The sequence below is a fragment of the Streptomyces sp. NPDC086147 genome, assembly GCF_040702165.1.
Taxonomy (GTDB): domain Bacteria; phylum Actinomycetota; class Actinomycetes; order Streptomycetales; family Streptomycetaceae; genus Streptomyces.
Map to the genome: position 1 here is coordinate 24289 of NZ_JBFBJO010000022.1, position 17459 is coordinate 41747.

The 17459-nt window shown below is 75.5% G+C and carries 15 protein-coding genes; 9 read left to right on the forward strand and 6 right to left on the reverse strand.

Features of this window, described 5'->3' with window-relative positions; genetic code table 11:
* The first annotated feature begins 12 nt into the window (after nt 1-12).
* Together AB0398_RS29750 and AB0398_RS29755 are read left to right on the forward strand one after the other, a co-directional pair.
* Nucleotides 13-867: a tetrahydrofolate dehydrogenase/cyclohydrolase catalytic domain-containing protein gene (locus AB0398_RS29750; protein WP_366378744.1), complete on the forward strand. Its 855-nt coding sequence runs from the start codon at nt 13-15 to the stop codon at nt 865-867.
* A gap of 7 nt (nt 868-874) precedes the next feature.
* Entirely contained in the window at nt 875-1738 is an 864-nt protein-coding gene (locus AB0398_RS29755) for a hypothetical protein (protein ID WP_366378745.1), read from the forward strand.
* A gap of 170 nt (nt 1739-1908) precedes the next feature.
* On the opposite strand, the gene AB0398_RS29760 is transcribed toward AB0398_RS29755, so the two are convergent.
* Nucleotides 1909-3216 (reverse strand): SWF or SNF family helicase, encoded by a 1308-nt coding sequence (locus tag AB0398_RS29760; protein ID WP_366378746.1) that lies wholly within the window; start codon nt 3214-3216, stop codon nt 1909-1911.
* Nucleotides 3213-6173 (reverse strand): DEAD/DEAH box helicase, encoded by a 2961-nt coding sequence (locus AB0398_RS29765; protein WP_366378814.1) that lies wholly within the window; start codon nt 6171-6173, stop codon nt 3213-3215. The genes AB0398_RS29760 and AB0398_RS29765 overlap by 4 nt, the downstream gene beginning before the upstream one ends.
* 414 nt (nt 6174-6587) lie before the next feature.
* On the opposite strand from AB0398_RS29765, the gene AB0398_RS29770 reads away from it, so the two are divergent.
* Nucleotides 6588-7664, forward strand: a complete 1077-nt coding sequence (locus AB0398_RS29770; protein WP_366378747.1) for an acyl-CoA desaturase — start codon at nt 6588-6590, stop codon at nt 7662-7664.
* Between the two features lie 55 nt (nt 7665-7719).
* On the opposite strand, the gene AB0398_RS29775 is transcribed toward AB0398_RS29770, so the two are convergent.
* The gene (locus tag AB0398_RS29775; protein ID WP_366378748.1) at nt 7720-9096 is read right to left on the reverse strand and encodes a tannase/feruloyl esterase family alpha/beta hydrolase; all 1377 of its coding nucleotides are present in this window, start codon (nt 9094-9096) and stop codon (nt 7720-7722) included.
* Nucleotides 9097-9264: 168 nt separating this feature from the next.
* On the opposite strand from AB0398_RS29775, the gene AB0398_RS29780 reads away from it, so the two are divergent.
* Complete coding sequence (locus AB0398_RS29780; protein ID WP_366378749.1) at nt 9265-9861, forward strand: HD domain-containing protein; 597 nt, start codon at nt 9265-9267, stop codon at nt 9859-9861.
* A 28-nt stretch (nt 9862-9889) separates the two neighbouring features.
* On the opposite strand, the gene AB0398_RS29785 is transcribed toward AB0398_RS29780, so the two are convergent.
* The 3 genes from AB0398_RS29785 to AB0398_RS29795 form a co-directional block, all read right to left on the reverse strand.
* A complete protein-coding gene (locus AB0398_RS29785) occupies nt 9890-10750 on the reverse strand; it encodes a hypothetical protein (protein WP_366378750.1) in 861 nt (286 codons plus the stop codon).
* Nucleotides 10751-10846: 96 nt separating this feature from the next.
* Nucleotides 10847-11164: a hypothetical protein gene (locus tag AB0398_RS29790; RefSeq protein WP_366378751.1), complete on the reverse strand. Its 318-nt coding sequence runs from the start codon at nt 11162-11164 to the stop codon at nt 10847-10849.
* Between the two features lie 146 nt (nt 11165-11310).
* Entirely contained in the window at nt 11311-11916 is a 606-nt protein-coding gene (locus AB0398_RS29795) for a methyltransferase domain-containing protein (protein WP_366378752.1), read from the reverse strand.
* Nucleotides 11917-12112: 196 nt separating this feature from the next.
* Between AB0398_RS29795 and AB0398_RS29800 the strand changes: the two genes are divergently transcribed.
* The 5 genes from AB0398_RS29800 (at nt 12113) to AB0398_RS29820 (ending at nt 17387) form a co-directional block, all read left to right on the forward strand.
* Nucleotides 12113-12949, forward strand: coding sequence for an MHYT domain-containing protein (locus AB0398_RS29800; RefSeq protein WP_366378753.1), 837 nt, complete (start codon nt 12113-12115; stop codon nt 12947-12949).
* An 81-nt stretch (nt 12950-13030) separates the two neighbouring features.
* On the forward strand, nt 13031-15928 hold the full coding sequence (locus AB0398_RS29805; RefSeq protein ID WP_366378754.1) for a nitrate- and nitrite sensing domain-containing protein: 2898 nt from the start codon (nt 13031-13033) through the stop codon (nt 15926-15928).
* Complete coding sequence (locus tag AB0398_RS29810; RefSeq protein ID WP_366378755.1) at nt 15925-16359, forward strand: roadblock/LC7 domain-containing protein; 435 nt, start codon at nt 15925-15927, stop codon at nt 16357-16359. The genes AB0398_RS29805 and AB0398_RS29810 overlap by 4 nt, the downstream gene beginning before the upstream one ends.
* A 13-nt stretch (nt 16360-16372) precedes the next feature.
* A complete protein-coding gene (locus AB0398_RS29815) occupies nt 16373-16789 on the forward strand; it encodes a DUF742 domain-containing protein (protein ID WP_366378756.1) in 417 nt (138 codons plus the stop codon).
* The gene (locus AB0398_RS29820; RefSeq protein WP_366378757.1) at nt 16770-17387 is read left to right on the forward strand and encodes an ATP/GTP-binding protein; all 618 of its coding nucleotides are present in this window, start codon (nt 16770-16772) and stop codon (nt 17385-17387) included. The genes AB0398_RS29815 and AB0398_RS29820 overlap by 20 nt, the downstream gene beginning before the upstream one ends.
* The last annotated feature ends 72 nt before the right edge of the window (nt 17388-17459 follow it).

The following is a 17459-nucleotide window of genomic DNA, read 5'->3' on the forward strand; positions in this document are numbered from 1 at the left end:
CCAGGAGTTGCCATGTCCACCAGCACCGCCACCCTCATGGACGGTACGGCCCTCGCCCGCCGCACGGTCGAGGAGACCGCCGCCCGCGCCGCCGAGGTCACCCGCCGCACCGGCGTCACCCCCTGTCTCGCGACCGTCCTGGTCGGCGAGGATCCCGCCTCCGTGACGTACGTGAAGATGAAGCAGAACCGCTGCGCGAAGGCCGGCATCCGCTCCAGGCACGTCGAGCTGCCCGCCACCACGACGACCGAGGAACTCGTCGCCGCGATCACCGCCCTCTCCCTGGACCCCGAGGTCCACGGCATCCTCCTCCAGCACCCGGTCGGCCCCCACATCGACGAGCGCGCCGCCTTCGAGGCCATCGCCCCGGAGAAGGACGTCGACGGCGTGACCACGGCCTCCTTCGCCGCCATGGGCTTCGGCCTCCCCGGCTTCGTCTCCTGCACCCCCGGCGGCATCATGCGCCTCCTCGACGCGTACGACGTCGAACTGAGCGGCAAGCGGGCCGTCGTGGTGGGCCGCAGCGCCATCCTCGGCAAGCCGGCCGGCCTGCTCCTCCTCGGCCGCGACGCCACCGTCACCTACTGCCACTCCCGCACCCGGGAACTCTCCTCGGTCGTCCGCGAGGCCGACGTCCTCGTCGCCGCCGTCGGCAGGCCGAACTTCATCAAGGGCGAGGACATCAAGCCCGGCGCCGTCGTCGTCGACGCCGGCTACAACCCGGGCAACATCGGCGACGTCGACTTCGCGTCGGCCGCCGAGCGCGCCTCCCTCATCACCCCGGTCCCCGGCGGCGTCGGCCCCATGACCATCGCCGTGCTCCTCGCCCAGACGGTCGAGGGCGCCGAGCGCCAGCTGGGACTGTAGGACGGCCATGACGGGAAGGCGGCAGGGCGCGCGTTCGGCGGTCGTCACGATGCTGTACGGACGACGCCCGGCCGACGGGGAACGCCGGGGCCGCGACCACCGGCCGGCGGTCCGCCGCGCCCGCTGGTTCGGCACGCCGCTCGTGCCGCTGCTCACGGCCGCCGTGGTGGCGACCGCCTTCCTGTCCGTCCGGGGCGGGGAGGACGACGGGAACCCGATGAGCGCGCCGTCCCCCGTCGTCACCGAGGAGACCGGCCCGGACACCGCCCCTCCCGCGACCGGCAGCCCGTCGCCCGGCGCGTCCGGCGCCGGGAGCACCGACACGCCGGAACAACCCGACACGACACACGACGGCGCGCCGGCGACCGCGACCACACGGGGCGGCACGCCGACCCGTACGGAGCCCGGAGGCCGGACCCCGCGCACGGGCGCGTCACCCGTGCCGTCCCGGACCGGGAGCACCCCCTCCGCGAGCACCGCCCCGACCCCCTCCGGCACCCCGAAGGGCGAACGGCGCTCCGGGCGGCCCGTCTCCTTCGAGGCACTGCGCGTGGGCGACTGCTTCGACATCGACCGCGCCGCGCCGGGCACCGTCGTCCGGCGCCCCTGCGACACGCCGCACTCCGCCGAACTCGTCTCCCGCCCCCGGCTGACCGGCCGCTACGCCACGGACCGGGCGGTGCGCGAGGCGGCCACGGAACTCTGCCGCGAGCCGCTGCGCCGCAAGGCCGCCCGACAGCCGCTCGGCACGCGCTGGACGACCTTCGTCCAGTACCCGTACCGGACGAGCCACCTCCTCGGCTCGGACACCGTCGCCTGCAGCCTGGTCGCCCCCTCCGCCGGCGGCACGATCAGCCACCGGCTCAGGTAGCGCGCCGACGCGGATGCCGCCCGCCCACGGGTCGGTCACCGGCTCAGGCGGCGCGCGCCGACGCGGGTGCCGTCCGCCCACCGGTGCGAGCACCGTTCGCGGGCACGGACGGACACCCGGCCCAAGAGGGCGCCCGCCTCGGGCCGCGCCTGCCCGGAACGGTGCCCGCCTCAGACCGCGCCCGCCGTCGAGGCCGTCGCCAGGGCCGTCGCCGGGTCCCGGTCCGGCGGGCCCGCCGGAACCCAGCGGCCCCCCGACTTGAGGTACGGCCACCAGCGGCCGTCCTCGCCGAGCCGCAGCTGCGCCTCCGCGCCCACGGCCGTCCACCGCGCGCCGCCCGCCCGCCGCAGGACCGGCCGCTCGTCGTCCTCCCAGGCCTCCGCGAGCCGCGTTCCGGCGCGCGCCAGTGCCTCGGCGTCCGGCGCCCACTCCTCCTCCAGTACGGCGAGGGCGGCGGCGCCCCCGAACCGCCACGCGCGCGTGGCGAGGTCCATCTCCGCCCGCGACCGGCCCGAACCGGCGGTGAGCCGCGCCGCGATCCACGGAGCGGGAGAGCCCGCGGCGAGCCGCACCGCGTCCTGAGCTCCCGTCAGCCCTGCCTCCGCGAACCCCGGCGCCTCCCCGTCCGACCCCAGTGCCTCGACCAGCAGCCGGTGCGCGCGGCCCACCGCGTCCGCCGCCAGGAATTCGAGGGCCGCCGGATCCACCCCCGGCTCCGGCTCGGTGTCCGCGTCCAGGGACGGAGCCCGCCCCGGCGCGGCCGGAGCGACCGGAGGGCCGGGCAGCGGCGGCAGCAGGAACGCCGACGCGTACGCCTCCTCGGCCGGCACGCCGGGCATCCCGCCGACGTCCCCGGAAGAGCCGTCGTCCCCGTCGCGCGCCGGAGGAGCGGCGGCACGCGAGGCGCTGCGCTCCTGGAGCTGGTCGAGGAGGGTGCGCTCGCCGCGCCCGCGCATCAGGAGCAGCACGAAGGGGTCCTCGTCCAGGAGGCGCGCCACCTGGTAGCAGAGCGCCGCCGTGTGCGGGCAGTGGTCCCAGGCCTCGCAGCCGCACTCCGGATCGAGGTCGCCGATCCCCGGCAGCAGGTCGAGCCCGGCCGCCGCCGCGTCCTCCACCAGGTGCGGCGGCATCTCGCGGTCGAGGAGCGCCGCGATGTGGCCCGCGCTGTCCACCGCCAGGTCGAGCAGCCGCTCCCACTCCTCCTCGGAGAACTCCCGCACCAGCACGTCGCTCCGGTGCGCCGTGCCGTCCCGGTCCTTGACCACCGCGGTGATCCGGCCGGGCCGCACCGACACGGCGCCCACCGCCCCCGCGCGCGCGTGGCGCCGCCCCGCCTTGAGCTGCTGCCCGTCGAGCGCGGTGTCCTCCAGGGCCTTGAGCCACACCTGGCCCCACCAGGTCCGGGTGAACACCCCGCCCCGCGCCGGCGGCAGCGCCGCGAACGTCCGCTCGCCGTCCCCGTGTCCGTACCCGCTCATCGTCCGTCCCCCCGCAGTCGCACCAGCTCCGCCAGTTCGGCGTCGGTCAGTTCGGTCAGCTCCGGCGGCAGGTCCCCGCCGGTGCCGAGGACGCTGTCCGCGAGCTCCCGCTTGCGGTCGAGCATCGCGGCGATCCGGTCCTCGATCGTCCCCTCGGCGATCAGCCGGTGCACCTGCACCGGCCGGTCCTGCCCGATCCGGTACGCGCGGTCGGTGGCCTGCGCCTCCACCGCCGGGTTCCACCAGCGGTCGTAGTGCACGACGTGCTCGGCGCGGGTGAGGTTGAGCCCCGTCCCCGCCGCCTTCAGGGAGAGCAGGAAGACCGGCACCTCCCCGTTCTGGAAGCGGGCGACCATCGCCTCCCGCTCCGCGACCGGCGTGCCGCCGTGCAGGAACTGCGTCCGCACGCCCCGCGCCGCGAGGTGCGCCTCCAGGAGCCGGGCCATCCCCACGTACTGGGTGAAGACCAGGGTGCACGCGCCCTCGGCGAGGATCGTGTCGAGGAGTTCGTCGAGCAGCTCCAGCTTGCCCGACCGCCCCTCGATCTCCGGCCGCTCCTCCTTGAGGTACTGGGCCGGGTGGTTGCAGATCTGCTTGAGCCCCGTCAGGAGCTTCACGACGAGACCCCTGCGCGCCATGCCGTCGGCCTCGGAGATCGCCGCCAGCGTCTCCCGCACCACCGCCTCGTACAGACCGGCCTGTTCGGGCGTCAGCGACACGGTCCGGTCGGTCTCCGTCTTCGGCGGGAGCTCGGGCGCGATGCCGGGGTCCGACTTGCGGCGGCGCAGCAGGAACGGCCGGACGAGCGCGGCCAGGCGCGCGGCGGCGGCCGGGTCGCGGCCGCCCTCGACTGCGGTGGCGAACCGGGCGCGGAAGGCGCCCAGGCCGCCGAGCAGCCCCGGCGTGGTCCAGTCGAGGATCGCCCACAGCTCGGAGAGGTTGTTCTCCACCGGCGTGCCGGACAGCGCCACGCGTGCGCGTGCCCCGATGGTCCGCAGCCGGCGGGCCGTCGCCGAGTACGGGTTCTTGACGTGCTGGGCCTCGTCCGCGACCACGAGCCCCCAGTCCCGCTCGGCGAGCCGCTCGGCGTCGAGCCGCATGGTGCCGTACGTGGTGAGGACGAAGCCGCCGTCGGGGAGCCCCTTCAGATCGCGGGCGGCGCCGTGGAAGCGGCGCACCGGCGTTCCGGGCGCGAACTTCTCGACCTCCCGCTGCCAGTTGCCCATGAGCGAGGTCGGACAGACGACGAGGGTGGGACCCGCCGACGCCGGATCGGTCTGCCGGTGCAGGTGCAGGGCGATGAGGGTGATCGTCTTGCCGAGGCCCATGTCGTCGGCGAGGCAGCCGCCGAGACCGAGCGAGGTCATCCGGTGCAGCCAGTCGAGCCCGCGCAGCTGGTAGTCGCGCAGGGTCGCGGCGAGCGCGGCGGGCTGGGCCACCTCGGGCCGGTCGCCCTCGGGATTCGCGAGCCGTTCCCGCAGCCGCTCCAGCGGGCCGGTCGCGGCCACCTCGACGGCCCGCCCGTCGACCTCGGCCGTCCCGGTGAGGACGGCCGAGAGCGCGTCCACCGGAGTGACCTTGCGGTCCTGGTGCGTCCTGGCGCGGCGCACCTCGGCCGGATCGACGAGGACCCACTTGTCGCGCAGCCGCACGAGGGGCCGCCCGGTCTCGGCGAGCCGGTCCAGCTCGGCGCGGGTCAGCTCGTGGTCGCCCACGGCGAAGCGCCAGTTGAAGGCGAGGAGGGAGTCGGCGGCGAGGAGCGAGGGCAGGGAGGAGGCGGCCGCGCCGGTACGGGTGTCGGCGTCGGTGCCCGCGTTCGCGTCGGCATCGGCGTGGACGTCTGTATGGGTAGCGCCGGTATCTGTGTCGGTGCCTGCGCCGGACGTGTGCGTGCCGATCTCCACCCGGGCCGTCAGCCGGTCGGAGAGTTCGCGCGGCCAGTGGACCCGGACGCCCAGGGCCGCGAGGGCGTCGGCCGCCGGGCCCAGGAGTTCCGCGACCTCCTCGTCGGCCAGTTCGACCGTGTCGGGCACGGCAGCCGACAGGAGCGGGGAGAGCGGGGGCCAGGCGCGGGCGGCGCGCCGGAGGGCGAGCAGGGCGTCCATGCGGGCGCGGGGGCCGAACGCCGCCCCGACCGGCCCGGAGCCCGACCACACCTCGGCCGCGTCCGCGACCAGCGCCGGATCGGCGACGCCGTGCAGCTGGAGCACCGCCCGGAACCCGGGGGCCTCTTGCGACGCGGCGGTGAAACCGGGCAGTTCGAGGCGGAGCGAGAGGCGGACGCCCGCGTCGTGCACGGCGGCCACGTCGGCCGCCCACGCCCGCTGCTCGGGAAACGTCCCCGGCGCCTCGGCCGCGAAGGCGGGGCCGCCGGCCGCCGCCGGAGCCGCCGGGGTGCGCGGCAGGGTGTCCGCGACGGCGTCGGCGAAGGCCCGGAGCAGCGCCTCCGGTTCGGGCAGCAGGGGCGGAGCGTCGGGAGAGGAGGCAGGGAGGGGGACGGCGTGGGCGGTGGGCGGCATCGAAGCGGCGAGCGTACGGAGCCTCCCCAGGTCCTCGGGGCCGAGCGGTCCGGCCCGCCACGCGTCGTGGTCCCCGGGCGTGAGGCCGGGCAGGAGCAGACCGCGTGCCACGAGGTCGAGGGCGAGCAGCGCGGCGGCGCCCCAGAAGGCGGCCGAGGGGGACGCGGCGTCCGAGAACCGGGCGCGGACGAGCAGCGGCAGGGCGTCCCGTACGGAGAGGGTCCGGGCGGGGACGGTCACGGGCCGGAGGGAGTCGCCGTCCACGACCGTGAGTTCGGCGGCCGAGGGAGCGCCGGGGGAGTCCGGCAGCGGCTCGCCGTCCGGGGACCAGAAGGCGATCCGTCCGGCGCGGGGCGGATCGGCGGGGAGGAAGACGGCGGAGTGGCGGGAGGGTTTCCCGGCGGGTTCGCGGGTCGGATCATCGGGTTTGTGCGACAGCGACAACGCATTCCTCAAATTTGACTACGTGTACCGAGCGGCCGAGAGTACCCCACCGGACGTCCTGGCGTGCCCCCGTCCGGGGTGATCCGCGCCACAGGCCGCACGCCCTTCCCGAAGGCTCCTTCCAGGGTGGGGCTCTCCCCACCCCGGCCCCCTGGCGCACCCCCCGACCGGGCCGGGTGGTGACGCCATGGCTCCACGGAGCCGCGCGTCCGTACGTTCAGTGGGCACCCACCGAGCACCCACCGACTGCCTGCCGAGCCCTCACCACCGGGCATCTGCCACCTGCCCACCGAACGTCCGCCGAGCCCTCACCATGCACCCGCCGACTGCCCACCGAGCACCCGCCGACCGTCTCACCGGCCGGCCCCCGCGAGCCGCCCCACCGACCGACAGAAACCGGAGCCCGCCATGTCCCAGGCCACCGTCCTGCCCCCGGCCGCCGCACCCTCCGCGGCGCCCGCCCGCGCCAGGGGCGGCAGCGAGTTCACCCCGCTCCTGCGGACGGTCAGGGAACAGGGCCTCCTCGAACACCGCCCCGGCTGGTACGCCCGCGTCATCGTCCTCAACCTCCTCGGCATCGCCGCCGTGGTGGCCGGACTCGCCCTCGTCGGCCCCTCCTGGTGGGCGCTCCCGCTGGCCGTCCCCCTCGCCCTGCTCTCCACCCGTGCCGCCTTCGTCGGCCACGACGCCGGGCACGCCCAGATCACCGCCGACCGCAGGGTGAGCCGAGCCGTCCAGCTCGTCCACGCCAACCTCCTCCTCGGCATGAGCAAGGAGTGGTGGAACGACAAGCACAACCGGCACCACGCGAACCCCAACCACCTCGACAAGGACCCGGACGTCGCGGCCGACGTCCTCGTCTTCGCCGAGCACCAGACGGCGGGCCGCACGGGCCTGCGCGGCTTCCTCACCCGCCACCAGGCCGGGCTGTTCTTCCCGCTGACGACCCTGGAGGGCATCGCGCTCAAGGCGTACGGGATCCGGGCCCTGCTCGCGAAGGACGGGCCCTGCCGCACCCGGCGCGAGCGGCTCGTCGAGGGCGGCCTCCTCCTGGCCCACTTCGCCGGGTACGCGACCCTGCTCCTCGTCCTCCTCACCCCCGCCCAGGCCCTGGCCTTCGCCCTGCTCCACCAGATGCTCCTCGGCGTCCACCTGGGCATGGCCTTCGCCCCCAACCACAAGGGCATGGACCGGCCGGACGAGCACGAGGACGGCGACGACTGGGGTCATCTGCGCCGTCAGGTGCTCACCTCGCGCAACATCCGCGGCGGCGCCCTGACCGACTGGTTCCTCGGCGGCCTCAACTACCAGGTCGAGCACCACCTGTTTCCCAGCATGCCGCGCCCGAACCTCCGGCTCGCCCGGCCCGCCGTACGGGCCCACTGCGCCGCGCTCGGCGTCCCGTACACGGAGACCGGCTTCGTGGACTCGTACCGCCAGGCCCTCGGGCACCTGCGCGAGGTGGGCGCGTCCCTGCGCGGCTGAACGGGGCCGGGGCCGGGCGCCGGAGGGGCCGCACCGCCCCCGGCGCCCGGGACGCTCACCCCGTCAGCGCACAGGAGTTGACCACGTCACCGCCCGCCGGCCGCGCGATCGTGCGGTCCGCGGGCGGCGCCGCGCCCTCCTCGACCCAGCGCGTCAGCGCGTCGAACGCCGAGCGGTAGCACGGCAGGATCGGCCGCAGCCGGTCCGGATACGTGTCGTACAGGCCGTCGGTGTGCGTCCCGTCCCGCACCGTGTAGTACCGGTGCAGCCGGCCCCGCCCCCGGTCGTCGATCATCCGCGCGTACACGTCGGAGTCGGTGGCGATGGGCAGCAGGGTGTCCAGGTCACCGTGGAGCGTGATGAGGGGCTTGCCGATCCGGCCCGTGAGCGCGACCTTCGCGACGGCGCGGTGGACGGACACCGGCCGGGAGGCGTAGTCGTACGACGCGTCCGAGGCGCAGGGCGCGAAGATCTCCTCCACGGTGCGGCCGGCGGTGGAACCGGGGCAGGCCGGGTCGTACGAGGGGTCGAACTCGGCCCGGAAGATCTTCTGCGTCAGTCCCCAGTACGCCTGCTCGTGGTACGGCCAGAGGAAGCGTGAATCCGGCGCGAATCCGGCCCCGATCAGGTCCTCGTCGGTGGCCCGCCCCAGGGAGCGCGCCACGGTGACGGGCAGGCTCGTCAGGAGGTGGGGGCCGCGCGCGGTCCACAGCACGCCCTCCCAGTCGACCCCGCCGTCGTACAGCTCGGGCCGGTTCTCCAGCTGCCAGCGCGTCAGATAGCCCGCGTTGGAGATGCCGGTCATGTACGTGTGCTCCGGGGACCGCCCGTACCGCTGCCGCACGGCCTTCTTCGCGGCGAGCGTCAGCTCGGTCACCCGGCGGTTCCACTCGGCGACCGCGTCGCCGGGCCTCCGCCCGTCGGTGAAGAAGTCCGGGCCGGTGTTGCCCTTGTCGGTCGAGGCGTAGGCGAAGCCCCGGGCGAGCACCTGGTCGGAGATGAGGGCGTCCGTGGAGTACTGGCGGCGGGTGCCGGGCGCGCCGGTGACGACGAGCCCGCCGTTCCAGCGGTCCGGCAGCCGGATGACGAACTGGGCGTCGTGGGCCCAGCCGTGCGTGGCGTTGAGCCGCGAGTCGTCCGGGAAGTAGCCGTCGATCTGGACGCCCGGCACCCCCGAGGGGTTGCGGGTCCCCTTCGCGGCGAGACCGGCCTGGTCCGCCATGTCGGTGTACGGCGTGCCCGCGAGCCCCGCGGTCGTCAGGTCGTCCAGACAGGCGGACCGCTGGTGCTCGGCGCCCGGCACGTGGAGCCGGTGCCGGTCCGCGCAGTGCGCGGCGGCCCCCGACCCGGCCCCGGCGGGGGACGCGGGGGCGAGGACGGTGACCCCCGCCAGGAACGCGGCGAACAGGGAGACGCCCGGGAACAGGCGCATGATGGGCCTCCGGTGGGACGGTGGAGAAGCGAGGTGGCGCCACATCGTGCGGCGCGCCGCGTCCGCCGGACCATGGTCGGAGACCACATCCCGGACCGTCGTCCTATGGGGCGCGCCCCGGACCGGGGGCCCGGAGCCGCCGCGTACCCGGCTCATTAGGCTGCGGGGATGGACATTCCCTCGGTCGAAGAGATCCGCGCGCTGCACAGGAGACACGCTCCTCATGAGGAGGCCTTCGAGCGCGTCTTCACCCACTGCGAGATCGTGTGGCGGATCGCCGAGCGCCTGCTCCCGCGCTCGGGCGGGAACCTCGATCCGGAGCTCGTGCGCGCGGGGTGCCTGCTCCACGACATCGGGGTGTACCGCCTGTACGACGCCGAGGGGCGGCTCGACGGCCGGAACTACATCCGGCACGGGATCCTGGGGCACGAGCTCCTGGCGGCCGAGGGACTGCCGGAGGCCGTGTGCCGGTTCTGCTCGTGCCACACGGGCGTCGGACTGACCAAGGAGGACGTGCTCGCACAGGGCCTGCCGCTGCCGCCGGCCGACTACCTCGCGGTCACGCCGGAGGAGCGGATGGTCATGTACGCGGACAAGTTCCACAGCAAGAGCACACCGCCGAGGTTCCTGTCCCCGGAGACCTACGCGGTGTCCGTGAGCCGGTTCGGCCAGGACAAGGTCGCGGCCTTCGGGGCGCTGCGCGCGGCGTACGGCGACCCGGAGCTCGACGGCCTGGCCGCCGCATACGGGCACGCCCTGACCTGAGCCCCGCGGGTCTCCAGGAGGTGCCGGCTCAGACCGGGCGCACGGCCATCGCGTCGAGGCCCTTGAGAAGCGCGGGGAGCCTCTCTCCCCGTGCCACCGGCAGCACCTCGCGCGGCACCTCGTCGAGCAGGACGAACGCCATGTCGTCGGCCTTCGCCACGAACGACCAGCCGGGGCCGTCCGCGCGCAGCAGCCGCGCGCCGGCCTCCGCGTCGGGGGCCGAGCGCACCCGTCCCGACGGCGGCGGCTCCTCCAGATAGGCGTGCAGCTCGTCCAGGACCCTCCTGACGCCGTCGTACGGGTCGCTCCCGGGGGCTCCGGAGGACGTGGTCTCCGCGTCCTCCGCCTTCGCCGTCTCCGTGCCCTCGGCGCTCTCCGCATACGTGCCGTCGTCGCCCATCCGGGACCGCCAGGCGGTCCAGTGGAGAGCCACCTGGTCGGTGCCCAGACGGCGCTGGGCCGGGCCCCACTCGTCACCCGAGGGCGGGGCCAGCGGAGCGGGGTCGCCCTCCTCGGGCTCGGGGTCGTGCGGGGCCGGCACCCCCGGGGCGGAGGTCGCCACGGGGAGCGGCCAGCCCGGCAGCCCGGCCACCACGGACCGCTCGTCCGGGGACAGGTCGTAGGCCATGCCGCAGTCCCAGGAGGAGATGGCCACGGCGACCAGCGACACGTCGTCGACGACCACCGTCCACCGTGCCCCCAGACCGTCCTGGCCGAAGACGAGTCCGTACCCCTCCGGCTGCGCCGCCAGACCCAGGGCCGCGCAGGCCGCCGGATAGTCGTCCCCGAGCACGCTCGGGAAGCGCGCGGGCGTCAGCAGCGCCGCGGTCAGCACGAACAACGCGTCGGCGTCGCCGTCGCCCTCGGCGATCGGGTCCGTCCCAGCCACGGCAGCCTCCCCATCCGGTCGTCGGCGCACCTTAACCAGTGAGTAACCCACGCGTCGAGGGTTTCCCCGTGACGGGAGGGCCGTGTGCGTCCGGGGTCACACCGGGTCGTTCCGCAGGCCGAGCAGCGAGCGGGCCACGGTGAGCGGTGACTCGTTCCGCTGCCGGGCGAGGACGACGAGGGCCCGGCAGGCCAGTTCGTTCACGCCGAAGGAGAGCGCGTTGGGGGAGACGCGGTTCGCGGCCTCCTCCGCCCGGACCTGGTCGTCCTCGGCGCACGCGGCCACGTACACCGCCGCAGCCTCGAAGAGGTTGTGCCCCTGCCGGGCGGGGCGCGCCGCCGTCGGCGCGGCGGCCCCGGGCGTCCTCCGGGCGAAGGGAAGGAGCCTGCGGAGTCTTTCCGGTATCTGCGTCACGGCCCGCCGCCTTTCCCGGGCACGGCTGCCCGGCGTTTCCACCGTAGACAGTGAAGCGTCGGCGCAGAAGGGCGCGTCGGTGTCCGGCGTCCGGTCACGGGGCGCACGCCCTCCCGGGCCGGGCCGGAGGAGGAGCCGTCGGCGGCTCAGCCCTCGCGGACGGCCAGGGCCAGGTACCGCGCGTCCTCGTCGACGTACTCGACGAGCCGCCAGCCCGCCCCGGCGAGCAGGGGGCGCAGCCGGGGCTCGGCGCGCAGGTCGTCCGGGGTGAGGGCGCGGCCGTGCCGGGCTGCCAGGGCGGCCCGCCCGATCGGGTGGAACAGCGCGAGCCGGCCGCCGGGCCGTACGACACGGGCGAGCTCCCGCAGACCGGCGGCGGGGTCCGTGAGGTGCGAGACGAGCCCCGCGCCGAAGACGGCGTCGAGCGCGCCGCCGCGGACGGGCAGCCGGCCGACGTCGGCGAGCAGCAGCGCCCCGCCGTCCGCGCCGTCGCGTCCGGCCCGGACGGCCCGTTCGAGCATCTCGGAGGTCAGGTCCGCCCCGACGACGGTGCCGGAGGGGCCCACGGCGGCGCGGAGCGGTGGGAGCGCGCGGCCGGTCCCGCAGCCCGCGTCGAGGACCGAGTCGCCCGGACGCAGGCCCAGCTCGGCCACGGCGGCGGCGTACGCGGGGCCGTCGTCGGGGAACCGGCTGTCCCAGTCGGCGGCGCGGGCACCGAAGAACTCTCGGACGCGTGTGGGGTCGTCGCTCATGCGCCCATGATCCCGTACCCGGAGGGGCAGGGGTCCGGCACGTACGCCACCCGGAGGGGTGAACGTTCGGTGCGGGCTTTCTGGGTGAGCGTTCGAACCCGGCGCGATCGTTCGGGGACAGCTCTCTGTCACATTCCATCAGCTTTCGAAATGCGCCCCCGATGCGCCCCTCGGTGCGCACTAGCGTCCCTGAGCCATGGGACACCTGGACCACGCCGCCTTCGGCTGGCTTACCCCCGTGCTGTCGTACGCGATGGCCTGCGTCGGCGCCGCCCTCGGGCTGCGCTGCACCGTGCGGGCGCTCGACGCGACCGGCCGATCGCGACGGAACTGGCTGCTCACCGCCGCCTCCGCGATCGGCAGCGGCATCTGGACGATGCACTTCGTGGCGATGCTCGGATTCGGCGTGCGGGGCACCGACATCCGCTACGACGTTCCCCTCACCGTCCTCAGCCTCGTCGTCGCGATGGGCGTCGTCGGCGGCGGCGTGTTCGTCGTCGGCCACGGGGGCGACCGGGTCCGTTCCCTGCTGATCGGCGGACTGACCACGGGCGTCGGCGTGGCGAGCATGCACTACCTGGGCATGGCCGCCCTCCGGCTCCACGGCCAGGTCCGGTACGACCCCCTGCTCGTCGGACTCTCCGTCCTCATCGCCGTCGTCGCCGCCACCGCGGCGCTGTGGGCGGCCCTCCACATCCACGCGCCCGCGGCCGTGGCCGTCGCCTCCCTCGTCATGGGCGCGGCCGTCAGCAGCATGCACTACACCGGCATGCTCGCGGTGAGCGTCGACGTCGCCCCCTCCGGTGCCGCCCTCCCCGGCGCCACGGTCATGCAGTTCGTCTTCCCGCTCGCCGTCGGCCTCGGCTCGTACCTCTTCATCACCGCCGCCTTCGTCGCCCTCTCCCCGACGGCCGGAGAACGTGCCGCGTACGCCTCCGCCGGGCGCCCCGCCGCACCGGACGGGCATCCGGCGGACGCCGTGGCGCCTCCCGGCCCCCAGGCCGCCGGAGTCGTCCGCCCCCGTACGCACTGAGCTGCCGACACTTCTCCCGGTCGAGCCGCCCACCGTCCGCCCCACCGCACCAGAGACAGCCGCAGCCGGAACGAGGAGGCCATGCGAACTCCCCGCAGGACCGAGGACGCCGGGGTACCGGCACCGCCGACAGCCGCGCGCGGGCGGCGCGCACACGCGGGGCCGCCCGCCGACGAGCCGGAGGAGCACGGCCCCGGGTCCTTCCCGGCGGCCGACCGCACGGCCGACGGGGCGCCGACCGCGCCTCCGGACGCCGACGTGCCCTCCGCCCCCTCCGGGGCCGTTTCTTCCGGGGAGCGTTCCGTCTCCGGCGACGACCGCGTCCGGCCCGCCACGCGCACCGGCCTGCGCCCCCGTACGGTCCGCGCCAAGATCGTCTCGCTCCTGATGGTCCCGGTCGTCTCGCTCCTCGCCCTGTGGGGCTTCGCCACCGTCACCACCGCCCAGGACGTCGCCCGGCTCCGCCAGCTCCAGCGCGTCGACGCCGAGGTCCGCGAACCCGTCTCGGCCGCCCTCGCGGCGCTCCAGGCCGAACGGCGCGCCGCCGTACGCCAGGTCGCGGCCCCCGGCGCCGGCCGCGCCGCCGAACTCAGGGACCTGATGCGCCGCACGGACGAGGCCGTCGACCGGCTCCGCCTGGACGGGACCCACACCGTCGGCGACACCGGCGACCTGCCCGGCGAGGTCGCCGACCGGGTGAGCGCGTTCGTCGGCACGGTCGAGGGCCTCGCCCTGCTCCGCACCGCCGCGGCCGACGGGCGGGCCGACTGGGACCAGGTGTACACGGAGTACACCGGGGCGATCTCCGCCGCCTTCGCCGTCGGCGGCGCCCTCACGGGCATCCAGGACGCCGAACGGGGAGCCGACGCGCGCGTACTCCTGGAATTCGGCCGGGCGGGCGAGATGCTGTCCCGCGAGGACGCCCTCCTCGGCTCCGCCCACCTCACCGGCCTGTTCACCGCCGACCGGCTGCGTGCCTTCTCCGGAGCCGTCGAGACCCGGCGCACCCTCGTCGCCTCGGCCACCGCCGACCTGCCCGCCGCCGAACGCGCCGCGTGGGCCCGGCTCGCCACCGGCACCGACCACACCCGGCTCACCCGCGCGGAGGACCGGATCCGCGCCGCGAGCCCCGGCCGCCCCGCCGCCCGGGCGGTCGCCTCCACCGACTGGGACGCCCACCTCGCCGCCGTGCGCGACGGACTCACCGCGATCGAGACCGGCGCGCGCACCGGGGCGGCCGACCGCGCCGACCCCTTCGCCGGCGGCGCCCTCACCACCGGCGGCGCCGCGGTGGTCTTCGGCCTCGTGGCCGTCGTGGCCTCCCTTCTCGTCTCCGTACGGATCGGGCGCGGCCTCGTCGTCGAACTCGTCAGCCTCCGCAACACCGCCCTCGGCATCGCGCGCCGCGAACTCCCCGCCGCCATGCGCCGACTGCGCGCGGGCGAGGAGATCGACATCCGCGCCGAAGCACCGGCCGGACCCGACTCCCCGGACGAAATCGGACAGGTCGGCGAGGCCCTCGCCACCGTCCACCGAGCGGCCCTCTCCGCCGCCGTCGAACGGGCCGAACTCGCCGACGGCGTCTCCGGCGTCTTCGTCAACCTCGCCCGCCGCAGCCAGGTCCTCGTCCACCGCCAGCTCGACCTCCTGGACGCCATGGAGCGCAGCGCGGACGACCCCGGCGAACTCGACGACCTCTTCCGGCTCGACCACCTCACCACCCGCATGCGGCGCCACGCGGAGAGCCTGATCATCCTCTCCGGCGCCGCCCCCGGCCGCGCCTGGCGCAGGCCCGTCCCCCTCACCGACGTCGTCCGCGCCGCCGTCTCCGAAATCGAGGACTACGCGCGCGTGGAGGTGCCGCGGCTCCCCGAGACGGCCGTCGTCGGCGGCGCCGTCGCCGACCTCACCCACCTCCTGGCCGAACTCGTCGAGAACGCCACCCAGTTCTCCCCGCCCCACACCAAGGTGCGCGTCAGCGGCGAACACGTCGGCAACGGGTACGTCCTGGAGATCGAGGACCGGGGTCTCGGCATGGGCAGGGAGAGCCTCGCCGAGGCCAACGCCCGCATCGCCCGTGCCGAGGAACTCGACCTCTTCGACAGCGACCGGCTCGGCCTCTTCGTGGTCAGCCGGCTCTCCTCCCGCCACGACGTCAAGGTCCACCTGCGGCCCTCTCCCTACGGCGGGACGACGGCCGTCGTGCTGCTCCCCACCGACGTGCTCCAGGGCGCGCTGCCGCCGGGCTCCGGTGCGCCGGGAACGCCTTGCCCCTCCGGGGAGCGGAACGACCCCGCCGACTCCGGGGACGCGCACCGGGCCGCCCCGCGGCCGCAGGGGAGCGGGCGGCACGGAAGCCCGCCGCAACAGCCGGACGGGCCCCGGACGCCGCTGCCCCGGATCCCCTCGCCCACCCGCCCGCGACCGCTGTCGCGCCCGACCGCCGTCCCCGCGCTCACGGCGCGGCCGGGATCCGGGGCAGCGGCGTCCGGGGCAGGACCGAGGCCGGGATCCGGGTCGGAACCCAGGCCGGAACCGCGGTCGGGATCCGGGCAGGTGCCCGCCGGGGTCACCGCCCTGCGCCCCCGCGGCACCTCCGTACCGCCGTCGACGGGGGAGCGGAGGGAAGAGCGGGAACAGCGGGAGCAGCCGGCCGGAGCACCGGCCCACGGCCCCGGTGCTCCCGACACTCCCCGTGCTCCCCGCGCCTCCGGCGATCCCGACGGCGAACTGCCCCGCCGCGTACGGCAGGCGAGCCTCGTCCCGCAGCTGCGCGAGGCCCCGGCCCAGGAGCCGGTCTCCGCACCGGCCGCACCCGGCACGGACGCCCGCACCCCGGAACGGGTCCGGGAACGGATGACGGCCTATCAGGACGGCTGGCGGCGGGGCGGCGGCACGGCCCCGGGCAACAGGCGTCCGCTCGGCCCCGGCCACGACGGCGGACGCCCCGCCCCTCACCCCGAAGGAGACGACGCATGATCGACCACGAGAGAGTCTCCCACCACCGCTCCGGCGAACTCGACTGGCTCCTCGACGACCTCGTCGCACGGATCCGCGAGGTCCGCCACACCGTGGTGCTCTCCGGCGACGGACTCGCCGTCGGGGCCTCCAGCGGCCTCGGGCGCGAGGACGCCGAACACCTCGCCGCCATCGCCTCCGGCTTCCACAGCCTCGCCAAGGGCGCGGGCCGCCAGTTCCGCACCGGCGGGGTGCGCCAGACGATGGTCGAGATGGACGACGGCTTCCTCTTCGTGGCGGCCGCGGGGGACGGCTCCTGCCTCGCCGTCCTCGGCTCCGCCGACGCCGACATCGGCCTCGTCGCCTACGAGATGGCCCGTCTCGTCAAACGCGTCGGCGAGCACCTGCACACCCCGCCGCGCCTCACGGTGACCCCGCCGCCCGCCGGCTGACCCGGAGAACCCCATGAACGAGGACAGCACCGGCGGCGGCCCGTCCGTGCCGGGCGACCGGTGGTACGACTCCGACGCCGGGCCGCTCGTACGCCCGTACGCGATGACCGGCGGCCGGACGAGACCGGGGCCCGGCAACGTGCGGTTCGACCTCATCGCCCTCGTCGTCGTGGACGACGATCCGCCCGGACCGGCCGAGGAGTCCCTCCTCGGTCCCGAGCACCGGTCCCTGCTCGCCCTGTGCCGGGCCGAGACCCAGTCGGTGGCCGAACTCGCCGCCGACGCCGACCTGCCCGTCGGAGTCGTCCGGGTGCTCCTCGGCGACCTCCTCGAATCGGGCTTCGTACGTGTCAGCCGGCCCGTGCCGCCCGCGCGGCTCCCCGACGAAAGAATCCTGAGGGAAGTAATCGATGGCCTACGAGCACTCTGAGAGAACCGGTGCGGACGACGACGCGGACAGCACCGACCTCGCCCTGAAGATCCTCGTCGCCGGGGGTTTCGGCGTCGGCAAGACCACCCTCGTCGGCGCGGTCAGCGAGATCCGGCCCCTGCGCACCGAGGAACGGCTGAGCCGGGCCGGGGAGTTCGTCGACGACACCGGCGGCGTGGACCGGAAGACCACCACGACCGTCGCCATGGACTTCGGCCGCATCACGATCCGCTCCGGGCTCTCCCTCTACCTCTTCGGGACGCCCGGCCAGGACCGGTTCTGGTTCCTGTGGGACGAGCTGTCCCAGGGCGCGCTCGGGGCGGTCGTCCTCGCCGACACCCGGCGCCTGGAGGACTGCTTCCCGGCGGTCGACTACTTCGAGCACCGGCGGATCCCCTTCGTGGTCGCCGTCAACTGCTTCACGGGCGCGCGTACCTACGGCGCGCACGACGTCTCCCGCGCGCTCGACCTGGACCGGGGCACGCCCGTCGTCCTGTGCGACGCGCGCGACCGGGACTCCGGGAAGGAGGTGCTGATCCGCCTGGTCGAGCACGCCGGACGGATGCACACCGCCCGGCTCCTCGACACCGTCGGCTGAGCGGGCCGGAGGCGGGGCCACGGGGCCGTGGGACCTGATGTCCGTCCGGCCGCGGGTTCGTTCCGGCTGCGG

Coding starts and splice junctions, on each gene's coding strand:
- AB0398_RS29755 (WP_366378745.1), top strand. CDS start 875: ATGACGGGAAGGCGGCAGGGCGCGCGTTCGGCGGTCGTCACGATGCTG.
- AB0398_RS29800 (WP_366378753.1), top strand. CDS start 12,113: ATGGGACACCTGGACCACGCCGCCTTCGGCTGGCTTACCCCCGTGCTG.
- AB0398_RS29805 (WP_366378754.1), top strand. CDS start 13,031: ATGCGAACTCCCCGCAGGACCGAGGACGCCGGGGTACCGGCACCGCCG.
- AB0398_RS29750 (WP_366378744.1), top strand. CDS start 13: ATGTCCACCAGCACCGCCACCCTCATGGACGGTACGGCCCTCGCCCGC.
- AB0398_RS29775 (WP_366378748.1), bottom strand. CDS start 9,096: ATGCGCCTGTTCCCGGGCGTCTCCCTGTTCGCCGCGTTCCTGGCGGGG.
- AB0398_RS29770 (WP_366378747.1), top strand. CDS start 6,588: ATGTCCCAGGCCACCGTCCTGCCCCCGGCCGCCGCACCCTCCGCGGCG.
- AB0398_RS29810 (WP_366378755.1), top strand. CDS start 15,925: ATGATCGACCACGAGAGAGTCTCCCACCACCGCTCCGGCGAACTCGAC.
- AB0398_RS29795 (WP_366378752.1), bottom strand. CDS start 11,916: ATGAGCGACGACCCCACACGCGTCCGAGAGTTCTTCGGTGCCCGCGCC.
- AB0398_RS29760 (WP_366378746.1), bottom strand. CDS start 3,216: ATGAGCGGGTACGGACACGGGGACGGCGAGCGGACGTTCGCGGCGCTG.
- AB0398_RS29815 (WP_366378756.1), top strand. CDS start 16,373: ATGAACGAGGACAGCACCGGCGGCGGCCCGTCCGTGCCGGGCGACCGG.
- AB0398_RS29820 (WP_366378757.1), top strand. CDS start 16,770: ATGGCCTACGAGCACTCTGAGAGAACCGGTGCGGACGACGACGCGGAC.
- AB0398_RS29780 (WP_366378749.1), top strand. CDS start 9,265: ATGGACATTCCCTCGGTCGAAGAGATCCGCGCGCTGCACAGGAGACAC.